Annotated in this window: 20 protein-coding genes; 14 read left to right on the top strand and 6 right to left on the bottom strand. The window is 67.8% G+C overall.

The features are described from left to right. Window position 1 precedes the first annotated feature (1 nt). The 3 genes from DFO45_RS16405 to DFO45_RS16395 are packed head-to-tail and all read right to left on the bottom strand — an operon-like array spanning window position 2 to window position 1,737. The gene (locus DFO45_RS16405) at window positions 2–469 is read right to left on the bottom strand and encodes a c-type cytochrome (RefSeq protein ID WP_133865733.1); all 468 of its coding nucleotides are present in this window, start codon (window positions 467–469) and stop codon (window positions 2–4) included. Window positions 470–487: 18 nt separating this feature from the next. Further along, complete coding sequence (locus DFO45_RS16400; RefSeq protein WP_133865732.1) at window positions 488–1,123, bottom strand: uracil-DNA glycosylase; 636 nt, start codon at window positions 1,121–1,123, stop codon at window positions 488–490. Window positions 1,124–1,131: 8 nt separating this feature from the next. Beyond that, window positions 1,132–1,737, bottom strand: a complete 606-nt coding sequence (locus tag DFO45_RS16395; protein WP_012169783.1) for an NYN domain-containing protein — start codon at window positions 1,735–1,737, stop codon at window positions 1,132–1,134. A gap of 201 nt (window positions 1,738–1,938) precedes the next feature. On the opposite strand from DFO45_RS16395, the gene rpoZ reads away from it, so the two are divergent. Continuing rightward, window positions 1,939–2,325 carry a DNA-directed RNA polymerase subunit omega gene (gene rpoZ / locus DFO45_RS16390; RefSeq protein ID WP_012169784.1) on the top strand — a complete coding sequence of 129 codons (387 nt, stop codon included), beginning with the start codon at window positions 1,939–1,941 and terminating at the stop codon, window positions 2,323–2,325. A 259-nt stretch (window positions 2,326–2,584) separates the two neighbouring features. Here rpoZ and rimO read toward each other — a convergent pair whose 3' ends face one another. Further along, window positions 2,585–3,937, bottom strand: coding sequence for a 30S ribosomal protein S12 methylthiotransferase RimO (rimO, locus tag DFO45_RS16385; RefSeq protein WP_012169785.1), 1,353 nt, complete (start codon window positions 3,935–3,937; stop codon window positions 2,585–2,587). A gap of 199 nt (window positions 3,938–4,136) precedes the next feature. Between rimO and DFO45_RS16380 the strand changes: the two genes are divergently transcribed. Then, complete coding sequence (locus tag DFO45_RS16380) at window positions 4,137–5,504, top strand: sugar porter family MFS transporter (RefSeq protein ID WP_133865731.1); 1,368 nt, start codon at window positions 4,137–4,139, stop codon at window positions 5,502–5,504. 45 nt (window positions 5,505–5,549) lie between these two features. Here the strand turns inward: DFO45_RS16380 and DFO45_RS16375 are convergent, their stop codons facing one another. Both DFO45_RS16375 and DFO45_RS16370 read right to left on the bottom strand, forming a co-directional pair. Next, entirely contained in the window at window positions 5,550–7,655 is a 2,106-nt protein-coding gene (locus tag DFO45_RS16375; protein ID WP_133865730.1) for a TonB-dependent receptor, read from the bottom strand. A gap of 199 nt (window positions 7,656–7,854) precedes the next feature. Next, a complete protein-coding gene (locus tag DFO45_RS16370) occupies window positions 7,855–8,274 on the bottom strand; it encodes a DUF2946 family protein (protein ID WP_133865729.1) in 420 nt (139 codons plus the stop codon). 269 nt (window positions 8,275–8,543) lie between these two features. On the opposite strand from DFO45_RS16370, the gene exbB reads away from it, so the two are divergent. The 12 genes from exbB (at window position 8,544) to DFO45_RS16310 (ending at window position 21,796) form a co-directional block, all read left to right on the top strand. Continuing rightward, window positions 8,544–9,665 (top strand): tonB-system energizer ExbB, encoded by a 1,122-nt coding sequence (gene exbB / locus DFO45_RS16365; protein ID WP_133865728.1) that lies wholly within the window; start codon window positions 8,544–8,546, stop codon window positions 9,663–9,665. Window positions 9,666–9,668: 3 nt separating this feature from the next. Next, window positions 9,669–10,136, top strand: coding sequence for a TonB system transport protein ExbD (gene exbD, locus DFO45_RS16360; protein WP_012169790.1), 468 nt, complete (start codon window positions 9,669–9,671; stop codon window positions 10,134–10,136). After that, window positions 10,133–10,987 (top strand): energy transducer TonB, encoded by an 855-nt coding sequence (locus DFO45_RS16355; protein WP_245518141.1) that lies wholly within the window; start codon window positions 10,133–10,135, stop codon window positions 10,985–10,987. Before exbD ends, DFO45_RS16355 begins: the two co-directional genes overlap by 4 nt. Window positions 10,988–11,163: 176 nt before the next feature. After that, window positions 11,164–12,477: a serine hydroxymethyltransferase gene (glyA, locus tag DFO45_RS16350; RefSeq protein ID WP_133865727.1), complete on the top strand. Its 1,314-nt coding sequence runs from the start codon at window positions 11,164–11,166 to the stop codon at window positions 12,475–12,477. Between the two features lie 105 nt (window positions 12,478–12,582). Further along, complete coding sequence (gene nrdR / locus DFO45_RS16345; RefSeq protein ID WP_012169793.1) at window positions 12,583–13,104, top strand: transcriptional regulator NrdR; 522 nt, start codon at window positions 12,583–12,585, stop codon at window positions 13,102–13,104. 5 nt (window positions 13,105–13,109) lie between these two features. After that, the gene (ribD, locus tag DFO45_RS16340; RefSeq protein ID WP_133865726.1) at window positions 13,110–14,261 is read left to right on the top strand and encodes a bifunctional diaminohydroxyphosphoribosylaminopyrimidine deaminase/5-amino-6-(5-phosphoribosylamino)uracil reductase RibD; all 1,152 of its coding nucleotides are present in this window, start codon (window positions 13,110–13,112) and stop codon (window positions 14,259–14,261) included. A gap of 129 nt (window positions 14,262–14,390) precedes the next feature. After that, a complete protein-coding gene (locus DFO45_RS16335) occupies window positions 14,391–15,002 on the top strand; it encodes a riboflavin synthase (RefSeq protein WP_133865725.1) in 612 nt (203 codons plus the stop codon). 144 nt (window positions 15,003–15,146) lie between these two features. Next, on the top strand, window positions 15,147–15,635 hold the full coding sequence (gene ribH / locus DFO45_RS16330; protein WP_012169796.1) for a 6,7-dimethyl-8-ribityllumazine synthase: 489 nt from the start codon (window positions 15,147–15,149) through the stop codon (window positions 15,633–15,635). Next, window positions 15,632–16,099, top strand: coding sequence for a transcription antitermination factor NusB (gene nusB / locus DFO45_RS16325; RefSeq protein WP_133865724.1), 468 nt, complete (start codon window positions 15,632–15,634; stop codon window positions 16,097–16,099). The genes ribH and nusB overlap by 4 nt, the downstream gene beginning before the upstream one ends. Window positions 16,100–16,204: 105 nt before the next feature. Next, the gene (gene thiL, locus DFO45_RS16320; RefSeq protein ID WP_133865723.1) at window positions 16,205–17,197 is read left to right on the top strand and encodes a thiamine-phosphate kinase; all 993 of its coding nucleotides are present in this window, start codon (window positions 16,205–16,207) and stop codon (window positions 17,195–17,197) included. A 452-nt stretch (window positions 17,198–17,649) separates the two neighbouring features. Continuing rightward, window positions 17,650–21,375 (top strand): vitamin B12-dependent ribonucleotide reductase, encoded by a 3,726-nt coding sequence (locus DFO45_RS16315; protein ID WP_133865722.1) that lies wholly within the window; start codon window positions 17,650–17,652, stop codon window positions 21,373–21,375. A gap of 280 nt (window positions 21,376–21,655) precedes the next feature. Continuing rightward, window positions 21,656–21,796: a hypothetical protein gene (locus DFO45_RS16310; RefSeq protein WP_280960288.1), complete on the top strand. Its 141-nt coding sequence runs from the start codon at window positions 21,656–21,658 to the stop codon at window positions 21,794–21,796. Window positions 21,797–21,837 lie beyond the last annotated feature (41 nt).

The following is a 21,837-nucleotide window of genomic DNA, read 5'->3' as shown; positions in this document are numbered from 1 at the left end:
CTCAGGGCCCCGTCTGCCGCATCAGGTAGGCGATGACGTCAGCCCGGTCGCGGGCGGACTCAAGCCCGGCAAAGCCCATGCTGGTGCCGGGCGCAAAGGCTTGCGGGTCCTTCAGCCAGGCATCCATCCGCTCAGGCGTCCAGCGTCCGCCCACCGCTTGCAGGGCAGCGGTGTAGCTGAAGCGCGGGCTGTTGCGGCCGATCAGGCTGCCAATCACGCCATGGAGGTTCGGTCCGTCGAGATTGCCGCCGGCGCGTCCGACGGAATGGCAGGATCCGCAGATGCGGAAGACCTGCGCCCCGGCGGCCGGGTCCGCATCGCGGAGCAGGTCGGCGAGGGTGGCATTTTCCGGCACCGGCCGGGGCGGGCGCTGGCTCGGCGCGAAGCCCGGCCAGAACCGCCATGCCAGAGCGACCGCGCAGGCGCCGATGCCGACGCCGAGGGCGATGGAGAGGAGGGGGTGCCGCATGTCCGCCCCGTGGCCCCCTCAGGCAGCGTCGAGGAAGCTTCGGACCTGCGAGAAGACGGCGCGGAACATCTCGGGCGTCAGTACGCCGGTGTTGGTGTTGTAACGGGAGCAATGATAGCTGCCGAACACCGTATGGCCGCCGATCTCGCGCCGGGTCCCATGGCCGAAGGGCGCGCGCGACATGCGTTCGCCCAGCGTCACCACAACGGAATCATGCGCGATCTTGCCGAGGGCCACGATGGCGGACAGGCGCGACATCTGTGCCATCGCTGCCGCGAGGAAGGGGCGGCAGGTGCGGATTTCTTCCGTGGTCGGCTTGTTCTCCGGCGGCACGCAGCGCACCGCGTTCACGATGCGGGCGTCGATCAGTTCCAGGCCGTCATCGGGATCGGCGCGATAGGTGCCGCGCGCGAAGCCGAAATGGATGAGCGTCTCGTAGAGCAGGTCGCCCGCATAGTCGCCCGTGAAGGGGCGTCCCGTGCGGTTGGCGCCGCGCAGGCCGGGGGCGAGGCCGACGATGAGGAGTCGAGCCTCCTGTGGTCCGAAGGCCGGAACCGGAGCGTTGAACCAGGAGGGCTCCGCCGCCCGCCAGGTGGAGCGGAAGGAGACGAGGCGCGGGCACAAAGGGCAATCGCGCCCCGGGTCTGCAAGCATCGAAACGGTCAGTTCTCGTTCGGGTCCGCCACGGGGGCGCCGCGCCGCTCAAGGAAACGGGGCGTTTCCTGAAGGCGGTTGGCGCGCTCGGCCGGATCACGTCCGATTTTCGCCTGAAGGTCAACCAGATCGATGAAGACGTCGGCCTGACGGCGCAGGTCGTCGGAGATCAGCGGCGGCTGGGTCGAGATGGTGGAGACGACGCTGACGCGGACGCCCTTGCGCTGCAGGGCTTCCACAAGCGAGCGGAAATCGCCGTCGCCGGAGAAGAGGACGATGTGGTCGAGGCTGCCGGCCAGTTCCATGGCATCGACGGCGATCTCGATGTCCATGTTGCCCCGCACACGGCGTCGGCCCTGACTGTCCGTGAACTCCCGCGCGAGCTTCGTTACGACGGAATAACCGTTGTAATCCAGCCAATCCAGCAGCGGGCGGATGGACGAATATTCCTGGTCCTCGACCAGTGTCGTATAGTAGAAGGCGCGGAGCAAATACCCGCGGCTCTGGAATTCTTTTAGCAAGCGCTTGTAGTCGATATCGAATCCAAGAGCTTTCGTGGCTGAATACAGATTGGCGCCATCGATGAACAGCGCGATCTTTTCCATACCCTGCATATTCGTTTCACCGACCCTAAAAACTAGACGTTACCCTACAGGGATTTTAAATTTGTATCGCATGCCATTTCTCAAGCATGGCGGGTCCGAGCGCAAGCGAAAAACGCATCGGTTGCTTGCCTGCTAATCCCAAATCGGATATAACGCCAAACTTTCCCACGCTTCGCCCCGCCGTAGCGCGCACCAAGGAGTGCCGACACCATGGCCCGTGTCACCGTTGAGGATTGCATCGATAAGGTGGACAACCGTTTCGAGCTTGTCCTCCTCGCCGGCCATCGCGCCCGCATGATCTCGTCCGGCTCGCCGATCACGGTGGACCGCGATAACGACAAAAATCCGGTCGTTGCGCTGCGCGAGATCGCTGACGAGACGGTCAGCCCCGAGGATCTCAAGGAAGACCTCATCCACTCGCTCCAGAAGTACACGGAAGTGGACGAGCCGGAGCCCGAGTCCGTGCCGCTCATCGCCAGCAGCGAAGGCGGCGTCGACGATGCCGATATCGTTCTGGACCGCATGACCGAGGAAGAGCTCCTCGCCGGTCTCCAGGGCCTCGTGCCGCCGGAGCAGACGGACGACGACGAGGGCTGACCACCCCGCTGGGGCCGCGTGCGGTCCCGCGCTTCAAATTCGACGCCAGCAGGGTCTCTCGGGATTCTGCTGGCGTTTTGCATTGTGTGCATAGCTTTTGAATTGAGTTGGTGTAGTTTTGCATTGCGTCCGTCGCGCGGCAATCCGTTCGCCGGCCGCGCATCCGCCTTGGGACGCGATGACGCGTCCCTCTCCGCTCAAGGCTGGACGAGAGGGTATCTGTGTCGGGTGTTTCAAGGGGCGGCGGGTAGCCGCCGCGTCAGAAGCCGACGGCAGAGCCGATCAGATCATAGGCGTCCGCCGCCTCGATCTTCACCGTGGCGATCTCGCCCACGCGCAGCGGGCGCCGGGAGGCGATCTTCACCGAGCCGTCGATCTCCGGCGCATCGCCCTTGGTGCGGCCGATGGCGCCGCCGGGCGTCACGCTGTCGATGATGACCTGCTGGCGGGTGCCCACCTTACGCTTGAGGCGGCGGGCGGAGATTGCCTGCTGCTTCAGCATGAAGCGGTCGTAGCGCTCCGCCTTCACCTCGTCCGGCACCGGATTTTCCAGCGCATTGGCGGGCGCGCCCGCCACCGGCTCGAACTTGAAGCAGCCCACGCGGTCGAGCTGTGCCTCGTCGAGGAAGTCCAGCAGTTCCTGGAACTCCTCCTCGGTCTCGCCGGGGAAGCCGACAATGAAGGTGGAGCGCAGGGTGATGTCGGGCACCGCATCCCGCCACGCCAGCACGCGGGCCAGCGTCTTCTCCTGCGCCGCCGGACGCTTCATCCGCCGCAGCACGGTGGGGCTGGCGTGCTGGAAGGGAATGTCGAGATAGGGCAGCACCTTGCCGCTCGCCATCAACTCCATCACCCGGTCCACGTGCGGATAGGGATAGACGTAATGGAGGCGCACCCAGGCGCCGAGATCGCCCAGTGCATCGGCCAGATCGAAGAAGCGGGTCGCCCAGTCGCGGTCCTTCCAGCGGCTCTCGGCATACTTCAGGTCGACGCCATAGGCCGAGGTGTCCTGCGAGATGACGAGCAGTTCCTTCACGCCGGCCGCGACCAGCTTCTCCGCCTCGCGCATCACCTCGTTCAGCGGGCGGCTCACGAGATCGCCGCGCAGCTTCGGGATGATGCAGAAGGTGCAGCGGTTGTTGCAGCCTTCTGAAATCTTCAGATAGGCGTAGTGGCGCGGCGTGAGCTTCACGCCCTGTTCGGGCACGAGGTCCAGGAAGGGATCGTGCTTGGGCGGCACCGCCTGGTGCACGGCGTCAAGCACGCTTTCATATTGCTGCGGGCCGGTGATGGCGAGCACGCTCGGGTGGACGGCGCGAATCTGCTCCGGCTCGGCGCCCATGCAGCCGGTCACGACCACCTTGCCGTTCTCCGCCAGCGCCTCGCCGATGGCCGAGAGGCTTTCAGCCTTGGCGCTGTCGAGGAAGCCGCAGGTGTTCACGATGACGAGATCGGCGCCGTCGTGGTTGCGCGTCAGCTCATAGCCTTCCGCCCTGAGGCGCGTGACGATGCGCTCGCTGTCCACCAGAGCCTTGGGGCATCCCAGCGAAACGAAGGAGATGCGGGGCGCCGCCGGGGTTGCGGTCGAGAGCGTGCTGGTGGGTTCGGCCATGATGTGGCGCGCAGGTCCGTTTGGTATCAGAGAGCGCAGAGGCGTTACGGGAGGTTGACCCGCCCGTCAATCCCGCTGCCGCATGGCTGCCCGGCGCGGGCGCTGTCCGCGCGCATCCCAAGGTACCGTCCGCCTTGCGCCTTTCCGTCCCGTGGCGCCCAAGGTACACAACTCCAGCCTGTCCGGTTGGGGTGCCCGCATGATTTATCTGATCGCGTCCATCGCCGGCATCGCCGGCCTGCTCTTCGGCTTTGATGAAGGCGTCATCGCCGGCGCGCTGCATCTCCTGCGCGCGGAATTCACCATCTCTCCCCTGGCCGAAGGGCTGATGACCGCGACGGTTCCGTTCGGCGCCATCGGCGGGGCGCTGCTCGCGGGCTGGCTGGCCGGGCCCATGGGGCGGCGCAAGCTGCTGCTGGGCGCGGCGCTGCTGTTCGTCTTCGGCGCACTACTGTCTGCGGTGGCGACGAGCCTTGCCCACGTGTGTATCGCCCGCCTTCTGCTCGGGCTGGCCATCGGCGTCGCCGCCATGATCGCCCCGCTCTATATTTCGGAGACCGCCCCCGCCCGCATCCGGGGCATGCTGGTGTCCATCTATCAGCTCGCCATCACGCTCGGCATCCTCGGCGCCTATCTGGTGGGCTACGTCTTCTCCGATAGCTGGCGGACCATGTTCGCCACGGGAATGGTGCCGGGCCTGATCCTGTTCTTCGGCGTGGTGGTGCTGTCCGATACGCCCCGCTGGCTGGTGCTCCGCGGGCGGCGCGACGAGGCCCGCGCGGTCATCGCCCGCACGCAGGGGTTGCCGCGGGATCATCGCGACGTGGTGGCCGAGCTGCGGGAGATCGAGAAGGCGGCGGCGGCCGATGAGGCACAGGGCGGCTGGCGCGACCTGCTCAGCCCCACGTTGCGGCCGGCGCTGGTGGTGGGTATGGGACTGTTCCTGCTCCAGCAGCTCAGCGGCATCAATGCGGTAATCTATTTCGCGCCCACCGTCTTCCGCCTGTCCGGCTTCGACAACACCTCCACCCAGATGCTCGCCACCGTGGGTGTGGGATGCGTCAACGTCCTGATGACCTTTGTGGCCATGGGGCTCATCGATCGCATCGGCCGCCGCAAGCTCATGTTCATCGGCTTTGCCGGGGCGGCGCTCAGCCTCGGCATGATCGCGGTGGCGGCCGGCACGGGCGCCAGCGATCTGCAGGCGCTCGCGCTGGTGGGGCTGCTGCTCTACATCGCCGCCTTCGCGGTCGCCATCGGGCCGCTGCCGTGGGTGATGATGTCGGAAATCTTCCCGTTGCACCTGCGGGGGCCGGGCATGAGCGCGGCCTCCATCACCAACTGGGTGTTCAACTTTATCGTGGTGCTGACCTTCCCCGTGCTGGTGGAGGCCATCGGCCTTGCGGGTGTGTTCGGCATCTATGCGCTGGTCTGCCTCGCCGGGCTCGTGTTCACCGCCCGCCTCGTGCCGGAGACCAGCCAGGTGTCGCTGGAGGAGATCGAGGCGCATCTGAAGGCTGGCAAGCCGTTCAGCGCCCTTGCCACCCGCGCGCCGGACAGGACCTGACCCCGGCCGGGTCGCCGCCCGAAGGCGGCGGCCCGGACCCTGCGGTCAGAACTTGAAGCGCGTGCCCACCACCACAGAGCGGCCGTTGCCGGGCTCGAACAGCGCCTGGTTTGGACTGGCCCGACCGGTCACGCTCACGCTCGCGATATAGTTCACGTTCAGAAGGTTGCGGGCGTCGAGATAGACCGCCGGCCCCTTGCCGTTGTCGTAACCCGTGCGGAAGTTGAGCAGGGCGTAGGGCGAGGTGTCGAGCGTATTGGCGTCGTCCACATAATAGGCGACCGGCACCCACTCCACGTTCGGCCCTGCGTAGAAGCCGCTCGGATGCTTGTAGAGCAGTTCCGCCCGCAGATAGTGGGGCGGGATGCCCGGCAGGCGGTTGTTGCCCCACACCGGATCATTGTCGAAATAGAAGTCGCTGTAGGTGTAGGCGACATTCAGCCAGATGCTGTCGGTGATCGGGCCGGGCGTGAAGAGATCCTTCAGCACCTGCACGCCGAAGCCCAGCTCCAGCCCCTGATGGATGGTGCTGCCGAGATTGACCACCGTGCAGGTGAGGCCCTGCGTGTTGCCGGGGTCCTGGCACTGCAGTTCGTTCTGCACCCACGAGCGATAGAGCGAGACGTCCCAGCTGTAGGTCGGCTGGCGGCCGCGGGTGCCGATCTCGACCGTCGTCGCCGTCTGCGCCTTCAGATTTCCGATGACCACGCTGCCGAAGTCGGTGAGCTCGGAGAAGGTCGGTATCTCGCCGGAGCGCGAGACATTGCCGAAGACCTGCGCGCCCGGCGCCATCTCGTAGACGAAGCCGCCCTTGGGCAGGAACAGGTTGTAGTCGTTGCCGCCCGAAACCGCCTTGTAGAAGGCCGTGCGGTCGAGGCTGGCGGTGAGGAACTGGCCGGCGCCGACGAAGGCGAAGTTCGGGGCCAGATAGAAATGGTCCTCGAAATAATAGGTCGTCGTGGTGGCGCTGTCGTTGCTCCAGTAGGCGAGGGCGCCGGCGATGCCCGCCACATTGTTGTAGCGCTTGGCGTCAGTGGTGCCGGTTCCGTAATTGATGCCGAGCACGAGGCGGTTGTTGAAGCCGCCGATGCTGCGCTCGTCCACGAGGCGGGTGAAGGCGCCGTATTCCTCGTAATTGTAGTTCAGCACCTGGAAGATGGGGTGGTTGAGATCCTTGTTGGTGTAGAAGACGCCGGCCTCCAGCTTCGTGGTGTCGGAGAGCAGGGCCGTCGTCTTGTTGGCGAGGCGCACGGACTCGATGTTGCGCTGGTAATTCAGCAGAACGTTGGTGGGATTGGCGGTCTGCGGAGAATTCAGAGCCACGGTCTTGGAGACGGCGCCGGGGATCTGCTGGTTCACATTGGTGGCATTGAGATAGAAGCGCGTCTCCAGGTTCTCGTTGAGCTGGATGCCGAAATTGGCGCTGCCGCGCGTGTTCTCGCCTGCGGAGTGGTCGCGGAAGCCTTCCTGCGTCAGCCACGAGCCGGTGACGAAGCCATCGAAGGCGCCCTGCGCACCGCCGCTGCTCGCCTGAAGGCGATAGAAGCCGAAGGAGCCGATGTCGAAGCGGGCCTCGAACGGGCTCGCCGTGCGGCCCGTGGGCGTCACGAAATTGATGGCGCCGCCCAGCGCATTGGCGCCGAACTGGTAGCCGTTGGCGCCCTTGAACACCTCCACATATTGGAAGGCGGTGGGGTCGATCTCCTGAAAGTCGCCGCCGCCATCCACGGACGAGAGCGGGATGCCGTCCTGGAAGAGCTGGATTCCGCGCAGGTGCGCGCTGCGCGAGATGCCGGAGCCGCGGATGGAAAGGCGGGTGTCCTCGCCCCATTTCGGTTGCGCGAACACGCCGGGCACGAAGTCCAGCATGTCCTTGATGGTCTTGGCCTGCGTGTCATCCCATGTCATGGCCCCCACCACCTCGGCGCCGCCGGGCGTGAGCTCGATGTTCGCCCGCGCCTGCGATTCGGACGGGACGGTAAGGCTGCCGCCCGGTGCCGCCTGCACGGAGATGGTGGGCAGTTCCACCGCGCTCGCGGCAGCGGGGGCCTGCTGGGCCAGAGCGGAACCGGGAAACGCCAGCGCGGTGGCGGCAAGGAGGGCGCGCGGAAGGGCGCCCCGAAGCAGGGGGTGGGGTGGGGAATAAGGCATGGCAATGCACCGCGGCCTCCGGCGCCCATCGGCGGCCGGGCCTGAGAAACGAGCTATGGGCGGAAATGGCGGGAGCGGTGCCCTTCAGCGCCTGCGGTTCTCGATCGCCAACCGGTAGCCAGCCATTGACCTCGAGTGCCGCAGCCCGAAGGGCGGCAGCAGGCGCAGGGCCTGCCGCAACGCTCCAGCGTGCGCAATCTCAGGCCGTGGCGGGCGGTGCGCGGGGACGGGCCGACGTGGCGGCACGGTGGGAGAGAAGCGGCCAGTCGGAACGCCCGGCTTCGGGTGCCAGCACCACGAAGGTCCGCTTCAGCGGCGAGGCGAGGGGGGTCGGCAGGACCGGTGTTCCACCGGCCAGCGGGCAGGCGAAACAATCGTGTGCCTTGGACGGCGTGTCCGGACCACCGTGATCCTGATCGGTCGAGGTGCCGAGGCAGAGGATGAAGCCGTCATTCCCTGCCGGCGCTGCCATGGCACCGAGCGCAAGGCCCGAGATCAGCGCCTGGAAGACGAGAAGATAGGCGGCAAGCCAGCTCAGGCCGATGCGGGTACCGCCGCGCGCATGCGCGGTTGTGGGATGCCTCTGCGGCGTCAGAAGGGGTGCTGGGGAACCCGCCACTGCGTCGGCCTCTGGATGGCTGGAAATGTCCGCTCCTGCGGCGGACGCGCGCGGCGCTTGCCGCAATTGATCCATATGGATGCCACATCTGCGGCGTTTTTCGCAACGTCACCGGATGCGTCATCTGCGCACAACGGTCGTTCCCCGCACATTTTCATTCCGCAGCGCGGCGAAAACGCGTTATAAGGGACGCAGCCAGCCAATTCCCCGTATCATCGGGGATCGCCAGCCAACCGATGTCCTTTGAACGATCGATTGCTGGTGGCGTGATGACGATACGCGGTGGTTCTTCCAAGCCTGTGGCGCGTGTGCGGGGTGCGATGGCAGCCGTCGCTGCGCTGTCCGTTGCCTTGACCCTCAGCTGCGGAGCCCGGGCGGAGGACAAACTGCGCCTCGCGCAGGCAACCGCCCCGGCGGCGGCTGCGCCCGCCGTTACCCCCACAGCGCCGAAGCCCGCACCCGTGGCGCCGTCACCTTACGGCGTGCAGCCTTCCGCTCCGCCGGCGCCCGTGGGTGCGCCGCCGCCGCCGTCGGCCGCCCTTGCCCCCGCGACGGCCCAGCTCCCTCCGGCCACGGCTCCCGCCACTCCGCCCGCCGAGCCCCCCGCCGGAGCGGCGCCGGCCTCGGCGGCTGCGCCTGCGCTTCCCGCGCCGCCTGCGCCCGCCGCGGAAGCCGCGCCCCGGCCGGCGGCGCTGCTGCCCCATGACCTGTCCCCCTGGGGCATGTTCATGGCTGCGGACATCGTGGTGAAGGTGGTGATGAGCGGCCTCGCGCTCGCCTCCGTCATCACCTGGACCATCTGGCTGGTGAAGGTGCTCGAACTCACCACCGCCAACCGTCAGGTGCGGCGCGCGCTGCACACCCTGCGCGAATCATCCAACCTGCTGGGCAGCGCCCGCGCCCTGCCGCCGCGCGGCGGCGCCTCCGCCCGCCTCATCCAGTCGGCGCTCGGCGAACTCGAAGCCTCCCGGGCCCTGCCGGCCGAAGGCATCAAGGAGCGCGTCGCCATATCGCTGAACCGCATCGAGGCGGCGGCGGGCCGGCGCATGTCGCTCGGCACGGGCCTTCTCGCCACCATCGGTTCCACGGCGCCCTTCATCGGCCTGTTCGGCACCGTGTGGGGCATCATGAACAGCTTCATCGGCATCTCGAAGGCGCAGACGACCAATCTCGCGGTGGTCGCCCCCGGCATCGCCGAGGCGCTGCTCGCCACCGCCATCGGCCTCGTGGCGGCCATCCCGGCGGTGATCATCTACAACGTCTTCGCCCGCGCCATCTCCAACTACAAGGCGAGCCTCTCGGACGCCTCGGCCGAGGTGATGCGCCACCTCTCCCGCGATCTCGATCGCGAGGCCTCGGGGGCCAACCGCCTGCGCGCTGCGGCGGAGTGAGCCATGGCCGCGAAGCTTGATCTCGGCGGGGATGACCTCGTCGAAAACCACGACATCAACGTCACGCCCTTCATCGACGTCATCCTGGTGCTGCTCATCATCTTCATGGTGGCGGCGCCGCTCGCGACGGTGGACGTGCCGGTGGACCTGCCGGTGGCCAATGCCCAGCAGCAGCCGCGGCCGGACAAGCCGCTGTTCCTCACCATCCAGCCGGACCTCAAGCTCTCGGTGGGCGACGAGGCGGTGCAGCGCGACAGCCTGCCGGCGGCCCTCGACGCGGTGACCCATGGCGACCGCCAGCAGCGCGTCTTCGTGCGCGCCGACAAGGCCGTGCCCTATGGCGACGTGATGGAGGTGATGAATCTCTTGCGCTCGGCCGGCTATCTGAAGATCGGTCTCGTCGGCCTGGACACGGCCGCGGCCGCCACCGCGCCCGCTGGTGCCCCGCCCGCGGCGGGAGCCGCCCAGTGACGGCCACCTACCCGCATCATCACCACGAGCACCACGGGCCGTTGCCGGTGGGGCGCTGGGTGCTGGCCGGCGCCCTGATCCTCGCGATCCACGGCGGCGCGGTCTATGCGGGCCTGAAGTGGCACAAGGTGGAGGGCATCAGCGAGCCGCCGCCGGCCGCCGTGATGATCGACCTTGCCCCGCTGCCGGTGGCGCCGCCTTCCGAGACCGAGGACGTGGCGCCCGGACCGCAGATGGTGCAGGCTCCCGAGCCGGTGCCGGATGCGCCGGACACCATGGAAGACTCCACCCCGCCGCCGACGCCGGAGGTGGTGGAGGAGCCCATCGAGAAGATGCCGGACCTCCCGGCGCCCCCCGTGATGGCCGAGGCGGTGCTGCCGCCTCCGCGCCCGATCGTGCAGGAACCACCTCCGCCGCAGAAGAAGCCGGAGGAGAAGAAGCCAGAGAAGAAGGCGAGCCGTCGCCCGGCCGCGCCGGTGACCAGTGCCGCGCCTAAGCTCGATGCGCCGACGTCCAATGCCATTGCGGCGCCGTCCGCGGGCGCCTCGTCCTCGGCATCCACGGCGCCGGCCACGTGGCGCAGCATGATCGTGGGCCATCTCAACCGCTACAAGCGCTATCCCTCCGAGGCACGCGCCAAGCGGGAGGAGGGCACCGCCCGCCTGCGCTTCACCATCGACCGGGCCGGCCGCGTCATCGGCGCCAGCCTCGCCGGCACGTCGGGCCACGCGCTGCTGGATGAGGAGACGCTGGAGATGGTGCGCCGCGCCTCGCCCTTCCCGGCACCGCCCGCCGAAGTGGCCGGAGCCAGCATCACCTTCACAGTGCCGGTGGATTTCAACGTCCGCTGACCGTCCGCGCCGCAGCGGACAATGCGTCCAAGCGCGAAACGCGCCTGGGTGTGGCATGGGGTGCAAGGCTGGTGGGCAGGTAGGCTTTGGACTTGGCGGGTGCGCTGTGATAAGCGAGCCCTCCGACCGGCCGCCCCGCGAGGAGCCTGCCGCGCCGAACGTTTCGGAGACTATCCATGGCCTCGTCCGCTGCGCACAGCGCCTCCGCCTCGGCGGAGATGAACCGCTTCTTCTCCGCCTCCCTCGCGGAGGTTGATCCCGAGATCGCCGCCGCCGTGTCGGCCGAACTCGGTCGCCAGCGCGAGGAAATCGAGCTCATCGCCTCGGAAAACATCGTCTCCCGCGCCGTGCTCGAGGCCCAGGGCTCGGTGCTCACCAACAAGTATGCCGAGGGCTATCCGGGCAAGCGCTATTATGGCGGCTGCCAGTTCGTGGACGTGGCCGAGAACCTCGCCATCGATCGCGCCAAGAAGCTGTTCGGGTGCGCCTTCGCGAACGTGCAGCCGAATTCCGGCAGCCAGGCCAATCAGGGCGTCTTCTTCACCCTGATGCAGCCGGGCGACACCTTCCTCGGCCTCAACCTCGCCGCCGGCGGCCATCTCACCCATGGCTCGCCCGTCAACATGTCGGGCAAGTGGTTCAACGCGGTCGCCTATGGCGTGCGCGAGGACGACCAGCGCATCGATTATGACGTGGTCGCCCAGCTCGCCGACCAGCACAAGCCGAAGGTGATCGTGGCCGGCGGCTCCGCCTATCCGCGCGTCATCGATTTCGCCCGCATGCGCCAGATCGCCGACAGCGTCGGCGCCAAGCTCATGGTGGACATGGCCCACTTCGCGGGCCTCGTGGCCGGTGGCGCGCACCCGAGCCCGTTCCCGCACGCCCATGTGGTGACCACCACCACGCACAAGACCCTGCGCGGCCCGCGCGGCGGCATGATCCTGACCAATGACGAGGAACTGGCGAAGAAGCTCAACTCCGCCATCTTCCCCGGCATCCAGGGTGGCCCGCTCATGCATGTCATCGCCGCCAAGGCGGTGGCCTTCGGCGAAGCGCTGCGCCCCGAGTTCAAGGTCTATGCCAAGAACGTGGTGGAGAATGCCCGCGCGCTGGCCGAGAACCTGCGCGGCCACGGCTTCGACATTGTGTCCGACGGCACCGACACGCATCTGATGCTGGTGGACCTGCGCCCCAAGCGCCTCAGCGGCAAGATTTCGGAGAATGCGCTCGGCCGCGCCCACATCACCTGCAACAAGAACGGCATTCCGTTCGATCCCGAGAAGCCGGCGGTTACCTCGGGCGTGCGTCTCGGCACCCCGGCGGGCACCACCCGCGGCTTCGGCGTGGCCGAGTTCCAACAGATCGGCGACATGATCGCCGAAGTGCTGGACGTGCTGTCGCAGAAGGGTGTCGCCGAGGACAGCCTCGTGGAAGAGGCGGTGCGCGGCAAGGTGAAGTCGCTGCTCGCCCGCTTCCCCATTTATAACTGATCCTGCCCGCTCCGGCGTCTGCCGGGGCAGGTCCGTTTTGGTAGCGCGCGGGTCATTGGCCCGCGCGCTTTTCGTCCGATCCCGCCCGGCAAGGGACAGGTCTTCATGCGGTGCCCCTATTGCGGCAGTCTCGACACCCAGGTGAAGGACAGCCGCCCCACCGAGGACAACACCGCCATCCGCCGCCGCCGGGTCTGCCCGGATTGCGGTGGGCGGTTCACCACCTTCGAGCGCGTGCAACTGCGCGAACTGATGGTGGTGAAGCGCTCGGGCCGCCGCGTGCCCTTCGATCGCGACAAGCTCGCCCGGTCCGTGGAAATCGCCCTGCGCAAGCGTCCTGTCGAGACCGAGCGCGTGGAGCGCATGCTCTCCGGTCTCGTGCGGCAGCTGGAGAGCCTCGGGGATACCGAGATCACCTCCGAGACCATCGGCGAGATGGTGATGGAAGGCCTGAAGCAGATCGACGACGTGGCCTATGTCCGTTTCGCCTCTGTCTATCGCAATTTTCGCGAGGCGCGCGATTTCGAGAGCCTGCTGGACGAATTGCAGCTCGGCGAGCGCAAGGCGGAGGCGCTGGCCAAGCTGAAGCGCGCGGACCGCACAGCGTCCGAAAGCGAACCGGAGTAGGGGCCATGAGCGCTACGGTGGGCCTTGGCCGGGCCGGCGTCTTCTCGCCCGAGGAAGACGAGGCCCTGATGGCGGAGGCGCTGGCGGTCGGCCAGCTCGGCCTCGGCCGCACCTGGCCCAACCCTTCCGTGGGCGCCGTCGTGGTGCGCCCGACCTCGGCTGGTCCCCAGATTCTCGGTCGTGCCGGCACCGCGCCCGCCGGCCGTCCCCATGCGGAGCCGCTGGCGCTGGCGCAGGCGGGCGACGCGGCCCGCGGGGCGACGCTCTATGTCACGCTCGAGCCCTGCTCGCATTTCGGCCGCACGCCGCCTTGCGCGGATGCGGTGATCGCCGCCGGCATCACCCGCGTGGTGGCGGCGGTGGAGGATCCCGATCCGCGCGTGCGGGGCAGGGGTGTCGCCCGCATGCGGGCGGCGGGCCTCTGGGTGACGGTGGGCGTCGGCGCCGAGCGGGCGCTGGAGGATCATGCGGGCCATATCAGCCGCGTCACCCGCGGCCGGCCCCACGTGTTGCTCAAGATGGCGGTCTCGGCTGATGGGAAGGCGGGCCTTGAAGGCCCGCGCCCGGCCGCCATCACCGGCGAGGAAGCGCGCGCCCGCGTCCATCTGATGCGTGCGCACGCGGACGCCATCATGGTCGGCATCGGCACCGTTCTCGCGGACGATCCGCAACTGACCGTCCGCCTGCCCGGCATGGACGGGCGCTCGCCGGTGCGGATCGTGCTCGACGGCGACCTGCGCCTGCCGACCACCTGCGGCTTGGTGCGTACGGCGGAGCAGGTGCCGGTGTGGGCCATCGCCGCCGAGGACGCCCCTGCCGAGCGCGAGAAGGCGCTGGTGGATGCGGGTGTTCAGGTGCTGCGCGCCCCCCGCGCTGCCTCCGGCCGCCTCGCTCTCCCGGCGGTGATGAAGCTTCTCGGCCTCCTCGGCCTTACCCGCCTGATGGTGGAAGGCGGCCCGCAGGTGGCCGCAGCGCTGCTGGATGAGGGGCTCGTGGACGAGGTGGCGGTGCTGCGTTCGCCCGGCGCGCTGGGGGCAGGGGCCCTCGATGCGCTGGCCGGCCGTCCCCTCACGCGCCTCACCGAGCCGGTGGGCTTCGCGGTGGTGGAGCGCACGGAGCTTGGCCGCGACAGTCTCATGCGGCTGCGGCGGCTCTGATCTGCGCCCTGTTTTTGCTGCCGTTGGCGGTGGGTGGTGGTACAGAGGCGTTTCGATCCCCGTGCTGCTGCTCCTTGGGCAGGCCGCGCGGCCCCACTCATTGCGGCGAAGACCCGCGCGGACGGAACCATGTTCACTGGCATCGTCACGGATCTCGGCGAGATCGTCGATCTGGAAGTGCACAATGAGGTGCGCACCTTCGGCATCGCGACCGACTACAAGCCTTCCTCCATCGATATCGGCGCCTCCATCGCCTGTTCCGGCGTGTGCCTGACGGTGACCAAGGTGAAGAAGCGCGGGCCCAAGCGCGCCGTCTTCTACGTGGACGCCGCCCCCGAGACGCTGGCCATCACCACGGTGGCGAAGTGGCGCGAGGGGTCGCGGATCAATCTGGAGCGCTCGCTGACCATTGGCGGCGAGCTCGGCGGACATCTCGTGACCGGCCATGTGGACGGCATCGCGAGGGTCGTCGCACGCGACGATTTCGAGGAGACGAGCCGCTTCACCTTCGAGGCGCCGGAGCCGCTGGCCCGCTTCATCGCCGCCAAGGGCTCGGTCTGTCTCGATGGCACGTCCCTGACCGTCAATACGGTGAAGGGCAACCGGTTCTCGTGCCTGCTCATCCCCCACACGCTTGCCGTCACCACCTGGGGCGTGGTGCAGGCGGAGGATGAGATCAATCTCGAAGTGGACCTGATGGCCCGCTATGCCGCGCGCCTTGCGCAGTATGAGCCGGCCTAGAGGGCGACAGGCTTCGATTGCCCGGCAATTGAAGCCGTAAGACGCTCTCCATTTGAAATCGGAGCCTGATTTCCCGGGCAGAAGGATTTCCTCTGACCCCTTCCGGCTCTAGTACCTGACGCGCCCGAATCGGAGAACATCAAGATGGTAAGCACGCGCAAGGAAGGCGCGAGCGCCGGGGAGCCCGTCACCGGGGCCCGAGTGCTGATTGTGGAAGGGCGCTATTACGAGGCGCTGGCGGACGAGCTTCTGGCCGGCGCTCGCGCCGCGCTGGAGGCGGCCGGTGCCACCGTGGACGTGATTACCGTTCCGGGCGCGCTGGAAATCCCGATCGCCGCCGAGATCGCCCTCGAGGCGGCCGAGGAAGAGGACGAGCCTTACGAGGCAGTGGTGGCGCTCGGCTGCGTCATCCGCGGCGAGACCTACCATTTCGAGATCGTGGCGGGAGAATCCTCGCGCGGCCTCATGGATCTGGCGCTCGCCCATGCCCTGCCGCTCGGCAACGGCATCCTGACCGTGGAAACCGAGGCGCAGGCCTGGGAGCGGGCGCGGGTCGGCGAGGGCAACAAGGGCGGCGGTGCCGCCGAAGCCGCTTTGAGCCTGGTGCGCCTGAAGCGCCGGGGCCTCAAATGAGCGATCAGGTCTCCAAGCCCATGCGCAAGAGCGCGGCCCGTCTCGCGGCCGTGCAGGCGCTCTACCAGATGGACATCGCCGGCACGCCGGTGAACGAGATCCTCGCCGAGTTCGAGACCCACTGGCTCGGCCGCGAGGTCGAGGGCGACGTCTATCCGGAAGCCGACCGCGCCCTGTTCCGCACCGTGGTCGAAGGCGTGCTCGCCCAGCAGCGCACCATTGACCCGATGGTGGACGAGGCGCTCACCGCCGGCTGGCCTCTGCGCCGGGTGGAACTGGTGATGCGCGCGGCGCTCCGCGCCGGTGCCTTCGAGCTGATCGGCAAGCCGGAAACGCCCGCGCGCGTGGTGATCGCCGAATATGTGAACGTCGCCGCCGCCTTCTTCGAACGGGAGGAGACCGGCATGGTGAACGCGGTTCTGGATTCCCTCGCCCGCAAGCTGCGCGCCGAGGAGTTCGCCTGAGGCGCCCCTTCGCCTTCGGTCGTGCCCGGATCGGATCCGGGCATCCACGGGGGCGGGGACATGCGCCCGGCGCCCGGACCATTCTTTTCTGACGCGAGGAGCGCGATGACGGCCGGCAGCGGGGAAGACGACATCATTGCCCGTTATTTCCGGCCCATCGCGACCCATGCGGAGGCGCGCGGCCTGTTCGACGATGCCGCGCTGCTGACCCCGCCGCCCGGCTGCGACCTGGTGCTGACCAAGGACGCGCTGGTGGCGGGCGTCCATTTCTTCGCAGACGACCCGCCCGCCGCCATCGCCCGCAAGGCGCTGCGGGTGAACCTCTCCGATCTCGCCGCCAAGGGTGCGCGCCCGCTCGGCGCGCTGCTCGCCATCGCCTTGCCCCGTCCCATGGATCCGGAATGGCTCGGCGCCTTCGCGGAGGCGTTGGGCGCGGATGCGGTGCGCTTCGGCTGTCCCATCCTCGGTGGTGACACGGTAAGCACGCCCGGGCCCGTCACCCTCTCCATCACCGCCTTTGGGGCCGTACCCACCGGCGGCTTCGTCCCGCGCACAGGCGCGGCGCCAGGCCATGCGCTGCTGGTGTCCGGCACCATCGGGGACGCCGCGCTCGGCCTGCAACTGCGCCTCGCGCCGGATCGCCCCGGCTTTGCGGCGCTGTCTGCCAAGCAGAAGGCCTTTCTCGCCGACCGTTTCCTGCATCCGCAGCCCCGCCTGCCGCTGGCGCAGGCCCTGCGGGATCATGCCGCGGCGGCCATGGATGTCTCGGACGGGCTGGTGGGCGACTTCGCCAAGATGATGTCCGCCTCCGGCTGTGGCGGCCTCGTGCGGGCGGCTCAGGTGCCGCTGTCCGACGCGGCTGCGGCCGCCATCGCAGCCGAGCCCGCGCTTCTGGCCGACGTGCTGGGCGGCGGGGATGATTACGAGATCGCCACCGCCGTACCGCACGACGCCGTGCCGGTGTTCCGTGCCGCTGCCCAGGCGGCGGGTATCGCGGTCGCCGTGATCGGCGAGACCTACAAGGGCGATGGACTAGATCTAGTGGGTCTCGACGGCCAGCCGCTCTATCTCGACCGGCGCAGCTTCAGCCACTTCTGAGCCGGCGGCGCTTGTCCAGCGCCCATCGAACGTTTTGGTGCTGTCACACAAAGTGCCCACAATGGCTTGTGGATGACGTGCATAAGGACACGCCCTTCGGCGCGCCCGAGGGATGCCTGTCCACAGCCCCGATCCGGCCGCAAATGGCTACGGGCAAACGGCTGTTAGGGGTTTATTAACAGGTGGCGCCTCACTATATTTAGTAGGAAAGCCGCTCTCGGAGCCCCCAAATCTGCGTTTGACGGCGACGCCAGACTCGCACTAGCGTCGCCACATTCAAGAACGGCGCGGACGATCTGAGGCCACGGCCTCGTGTCTTCGCGCCTGCCTTCCAGAAACAGCAGTCCGGCTCCGGGACGGCGCAAAGCGCCGCGCCCAACGTTGCGTCGCGGCCTGCCAATGACCACCTATTATGCCCCGGACCGGGGCCCTGCGCTGAGGAGCATTCGGTCATGCGCGTTGAACGCCGCTACACCACGGAAGGCCGCTCGCCTTATGACGCCATCGCGTTTCGCGAGGCTGTCAGCGAGATTCGCAACCCCAATGGTTCGGTGGTGTTCCGCCAGGAAGGCATCGAGGTTCCCGCGCAGTTCTCGCAGGTGGCGAGCGACATTCTCGCGCAGAAGTATTTCCGTAAGGCCGGCGTTCCGGCGCGCCTGAAGAAGGTGGAGGAGAACGCCGTTCCCTCCTTCCTGTGGCGCTCGGTGCCGGACGAGGCGGCCCTTGCCGCGCTGCCCGAGAAGGAGCGCTACGTCGGCGAAAGCTCCGCCAAGCAGGTGTTCGACCGTCTGGCCGGCACCTGGACTTACTGGGGCTGGAAGGGCGGCTATTTCGACACGGAGGCGGACGCGCAGGCCTTCTTCGACGAGCACCGCTACATGCTCGCCATGCAGATGGTGGCGCCGAACTCGCCGCAGTGGTTCAACACCGGCCTGCACTGGGCCTATGGCATCGACGGCCCCGGCCAGGGCCATTTCTACGTCGATTACAAGTCTGGCGAGCTTCTGGCCTCCACCTCGGCCTATGAGCACCCCCAGCCGCATGCCTGCTTCATCCAGTCCGTGGGCGACGACCTCGTGAACGAGGGCGGCATCATGGACCTGTGGGTGCGCGAGGCGCGTCTGTTCAAGTATGGCTCCGGCACCGGCTCCAACTTCTCCGCCCTGCGCGGCGAGGGCGAGCGCCTCTCGGGCGGCGGCAAGTCCTCCGGCCTCATGAGCTTCCTCAAGATCGGCGACCGCGCGGCGGGCGCCATCAAGTCCGGCGGCACCACCCGTCGCGCCGCCAAGATGGTGGTGGTCGATGCCGACCATCCGGATATCGAATCCTACGTGAACTGGAAGGTGCTGGAGGAGCAGAAGGTCGCTTCTCTCGTCACCGGTTCCCGCATCAATGCCAAGCACCTGAAAGCCGTGCTCAAGGCCTGCGTGAACTGCGAGGGCACGGGCGATTCCTGCTTCGACCCCGAGAAGAACCCGGCACTGAAGCGCGAGATCAAGGCCGCCCGCAAGGCCGGCGTGGTGGACGCCGCCATCCGCCGCGTGATCCAGTATGCCCGCCAGGGCTTCACCGACATCGATGTCGCCATCTACGACACCGACTGGGACGGTGAGGCCTATCTGACGGTGGCCGGCCAGAACTCCAACAACTCGGTGCGCGTGACCGACGACTTCCTGCGCGCCGTGGAGGAGGATGCGGACTGGAACCTCATCCGCCGCACCGACGGCAAGGTGCACAAGACCGTCAAGGCCCGCGAGCTGTGGGACAAGATCGGCTCGGCCGCCTGGCACTGCGCCGACCCCGGCATCCAGTTCCACACCACCATCAACGACTGGCACACCTGCCCGTCGGGCGGTGAGATCCGTGCCTCCAATCCGTGCTCCGAGTACATGTTCCTCGATGACACGGCCTGCAACCTCGCCTCGCTGAACCTGCTGCAGTTCCGCGATAGCGAGAAGCGCTTCGACGTGGAGAGCTTCGAGCACGCGGTGCGCCTGTGGACCGTGGTGCTGGAAATCTCCGTGCTGATGGCGCAGTTCCCCTCGCGCCGCATCGCCGAGCTCTCCTACGAATACCGCACGCTGGGCCTCGGCTACGCCAATATCGGCGGCCTGCTGATGACCGCTGGTATCCCCTATGACTCGGCCGAGGGCCGTGCCATCTGCGGCGCCATCTCCGCCATCATGACCGGCATCTGCTACGCGACCTCCGCCGAGATGGCGAAGGAGCTTGGGCCCTTCCCGGCCTATGAGCAGAACGCCCAGTCCATGCTGCGGGTCATCCGCAACCACCGCCGCGCCGCTTACGGCGAGGCCAAGGGCTATGAGGGGCTCTCCATCGCCCCGGTGCCGCTCGACCATGCGTCCTGCAAGGACGCGCGCCTCGTGTCCCACGCCAAGGCGGCCTGGGACAAGGCGCTGGCCGACGGCGAGAAGCACGGCTACCGCAATGCGCAGGTGAGCGTGATCGCCCCCACTGGCACCATCGGCCTGGTGATGGACTGCGACACCACCGGCATCGAGCCCGATTTCGCCCTGGTGAAGTTCAAGAAGCTCGCCGGCGGTGGCTACTTCAAGATCATCAACGGCGCCGTGCCGGAGGCGCTGCGCACGCTCGGCTATAGCGAGGCGCAGATCGCCGAGATCGAGGCCTATGCGGTGGGCCACGGCTCGTTGGCGCAGGCTCCGGCCATCAACCACGGCTCGCTGAAGGCCAAGGGCTTCGACGCCGAGGCCATCGCCAAGGCTGAAGCCGCGGTGAAGACCGCCTTCGACATCAAGTTCGCCTTCAACCGCTGGACCTTCGGCGACGACTTCCTCACGAAGTCGCTCGGCGTCTCCGCGGCCCAGCTCGCGGACCCGAAATTCGACCTGCTCTCGCACCTCGGCTTCTCCAAGGCCGACGTGGAAGCCGCCAACGTGCACGTGTGCGGCGCCATGACCCTTGAGGGCGCGCCCTATCTGAAGGCCGAGCACCTGCCGGTGTTCGACTGCGCCTCGCCCTGCGGGCGCATCGGCAAGCGCTTCCTCTCCGTGGAGAGCCACATCCGCATGATGGCTGCTGCGCAGCCGTTCATTTCGGGTGCCATCTCCAAGACCATCAACATGCCCAACGAGGCGACGGTCGAGGACTGCCTGTCCTCCTACCTGCTCTCCTGGCGTCTCGCGCTGAAGGCCAATGCGCTCTATCGCGACGGCTCCAAGCTCTCCCAGCCGCTGAACGCCCAGCTGGTGGCGGACGACGAGGACGAGGAAGATGCGGTTGAGGCTCTGGTGGCCCAGCCGACCGCCGCCCGCGCCGCGACCGTCACCGAGAAGATCGTTGAGCGGGTGATCGAGCGCGTCATCGAGCGCAACGTCCACGACCGCGAGAAGATGCCCGATCGCCGCAAGGGCTACACCCAGAAAGCGGTGGTGGGTGGCCACAAGGTCTATCTGCGCACCGGCGAATATGATGATGGCCGCCTCGGCGAGATCTTCATCGACATGCACAAGGAAGGCGCGGCGCTGCGCTCCTTCATCAACAACTTCGCCATCTCGGTGTCCCTCGGCCTCCAGTACGGCGTGCCGCTGGAGGAGTATGTGGACGCCTTCACCTTCACCCGCTTCGAGCCGGCGGGCCCGGTGCAGGGCAACGACACCATCAAGTATGCCACCTCGATCCTGGACTATGTGTTCCGCGAACTGGCGGTCTCTTACCTTGGCCGCTACGACCTCGGGCATGTGGACCAGACGGAGACCGGCTTCGACGCGCTCGGCAAGGGCGTTGACGAGGGCAAGGCCCCGACGGGCGGCGCTGCGGCCGCTGCCGCCTCGCGCGTGGTCTCCAAGGGCCTCGTGCGCGGCAAGAACGTGAGCCTGCTGGTGCCGCAGCTCGCCGAGCCGCGTGCCTCCTCGGACAACGTGACCGTGCTGCGGGCCCGTACCGAGGGCGCCACCGCGCTGAAGCCCGAGGCCGAGCTGGAAGAGGGGGCTGCCGAGCTCGAGGAGGCTGTTGAGAGCCTGCTCGACAAGCCGCTCGCCTGGACGCCGGCGGCCCGCACCCAGGACCGCCGCGCCGAGGCCCGCGCCCGCGGCTATGAAGGCGAAGCCTGCCCCGAGTGCATGAACTTCACCATGGTGCGCAACGGCACCTGCCTGAAGTGCAACACCTGCGGAGCCACCACCGGCTGCTCGTGAGGGGGAGGCTGTCGTTGTTGTCGTGGCACCCAAAGGTTGAGCATTTGACGCCATAGTGTGGCTCATTGGCAGCCAAAGGTTGGCGCACTGCCTGAAAACGGCGCGGATAAAGGGAAAGGGCCCCGCATTCACGGAGGCCCTTTTTCGTTTTTGTGTTCCGCGCCTTCTCGGTGTTTAACCGCAGGCGATGAGCCTCGCGGGAATAGCAACGTGCTGTGTCGCCAAGTGGCAAGGTACCCAAGGCGGAGGGGGCTGTCCGGCCGCGCGCCCGTCAGGCGGGATGACTGCCAAGCCCCCAACCCGGCGCATTCCAGTCCTCGGCGTGGCCCCGCCGCAGGCGCTGTTGCTAGGTCTCGCTGGTCCCATCGAGGTCCTGCGCCAGGCCGATCTGGCGCAGGACGGCGTGCGATTCTGGTCCTGATCCCCGGACCCGCCGCCGAGAGGTCTCCGCAGCGGGACATC

It is taken from the genome of Azorhizobium sp. AG788, assembly GCF_004364705.1.
Taxonomy (GTDB): domain Bacteria; phylum Pseudomonadota; class Alphaproteobacteria; order Rhizobiales; family Xanthobacteraceae; genus Azorhizobium; species Azorhizobium caulinodans.
Note: the sequence above shows the minus strand (reverse complement) of the source record. Positions and strands in the feature narration are given on the sequence as shown.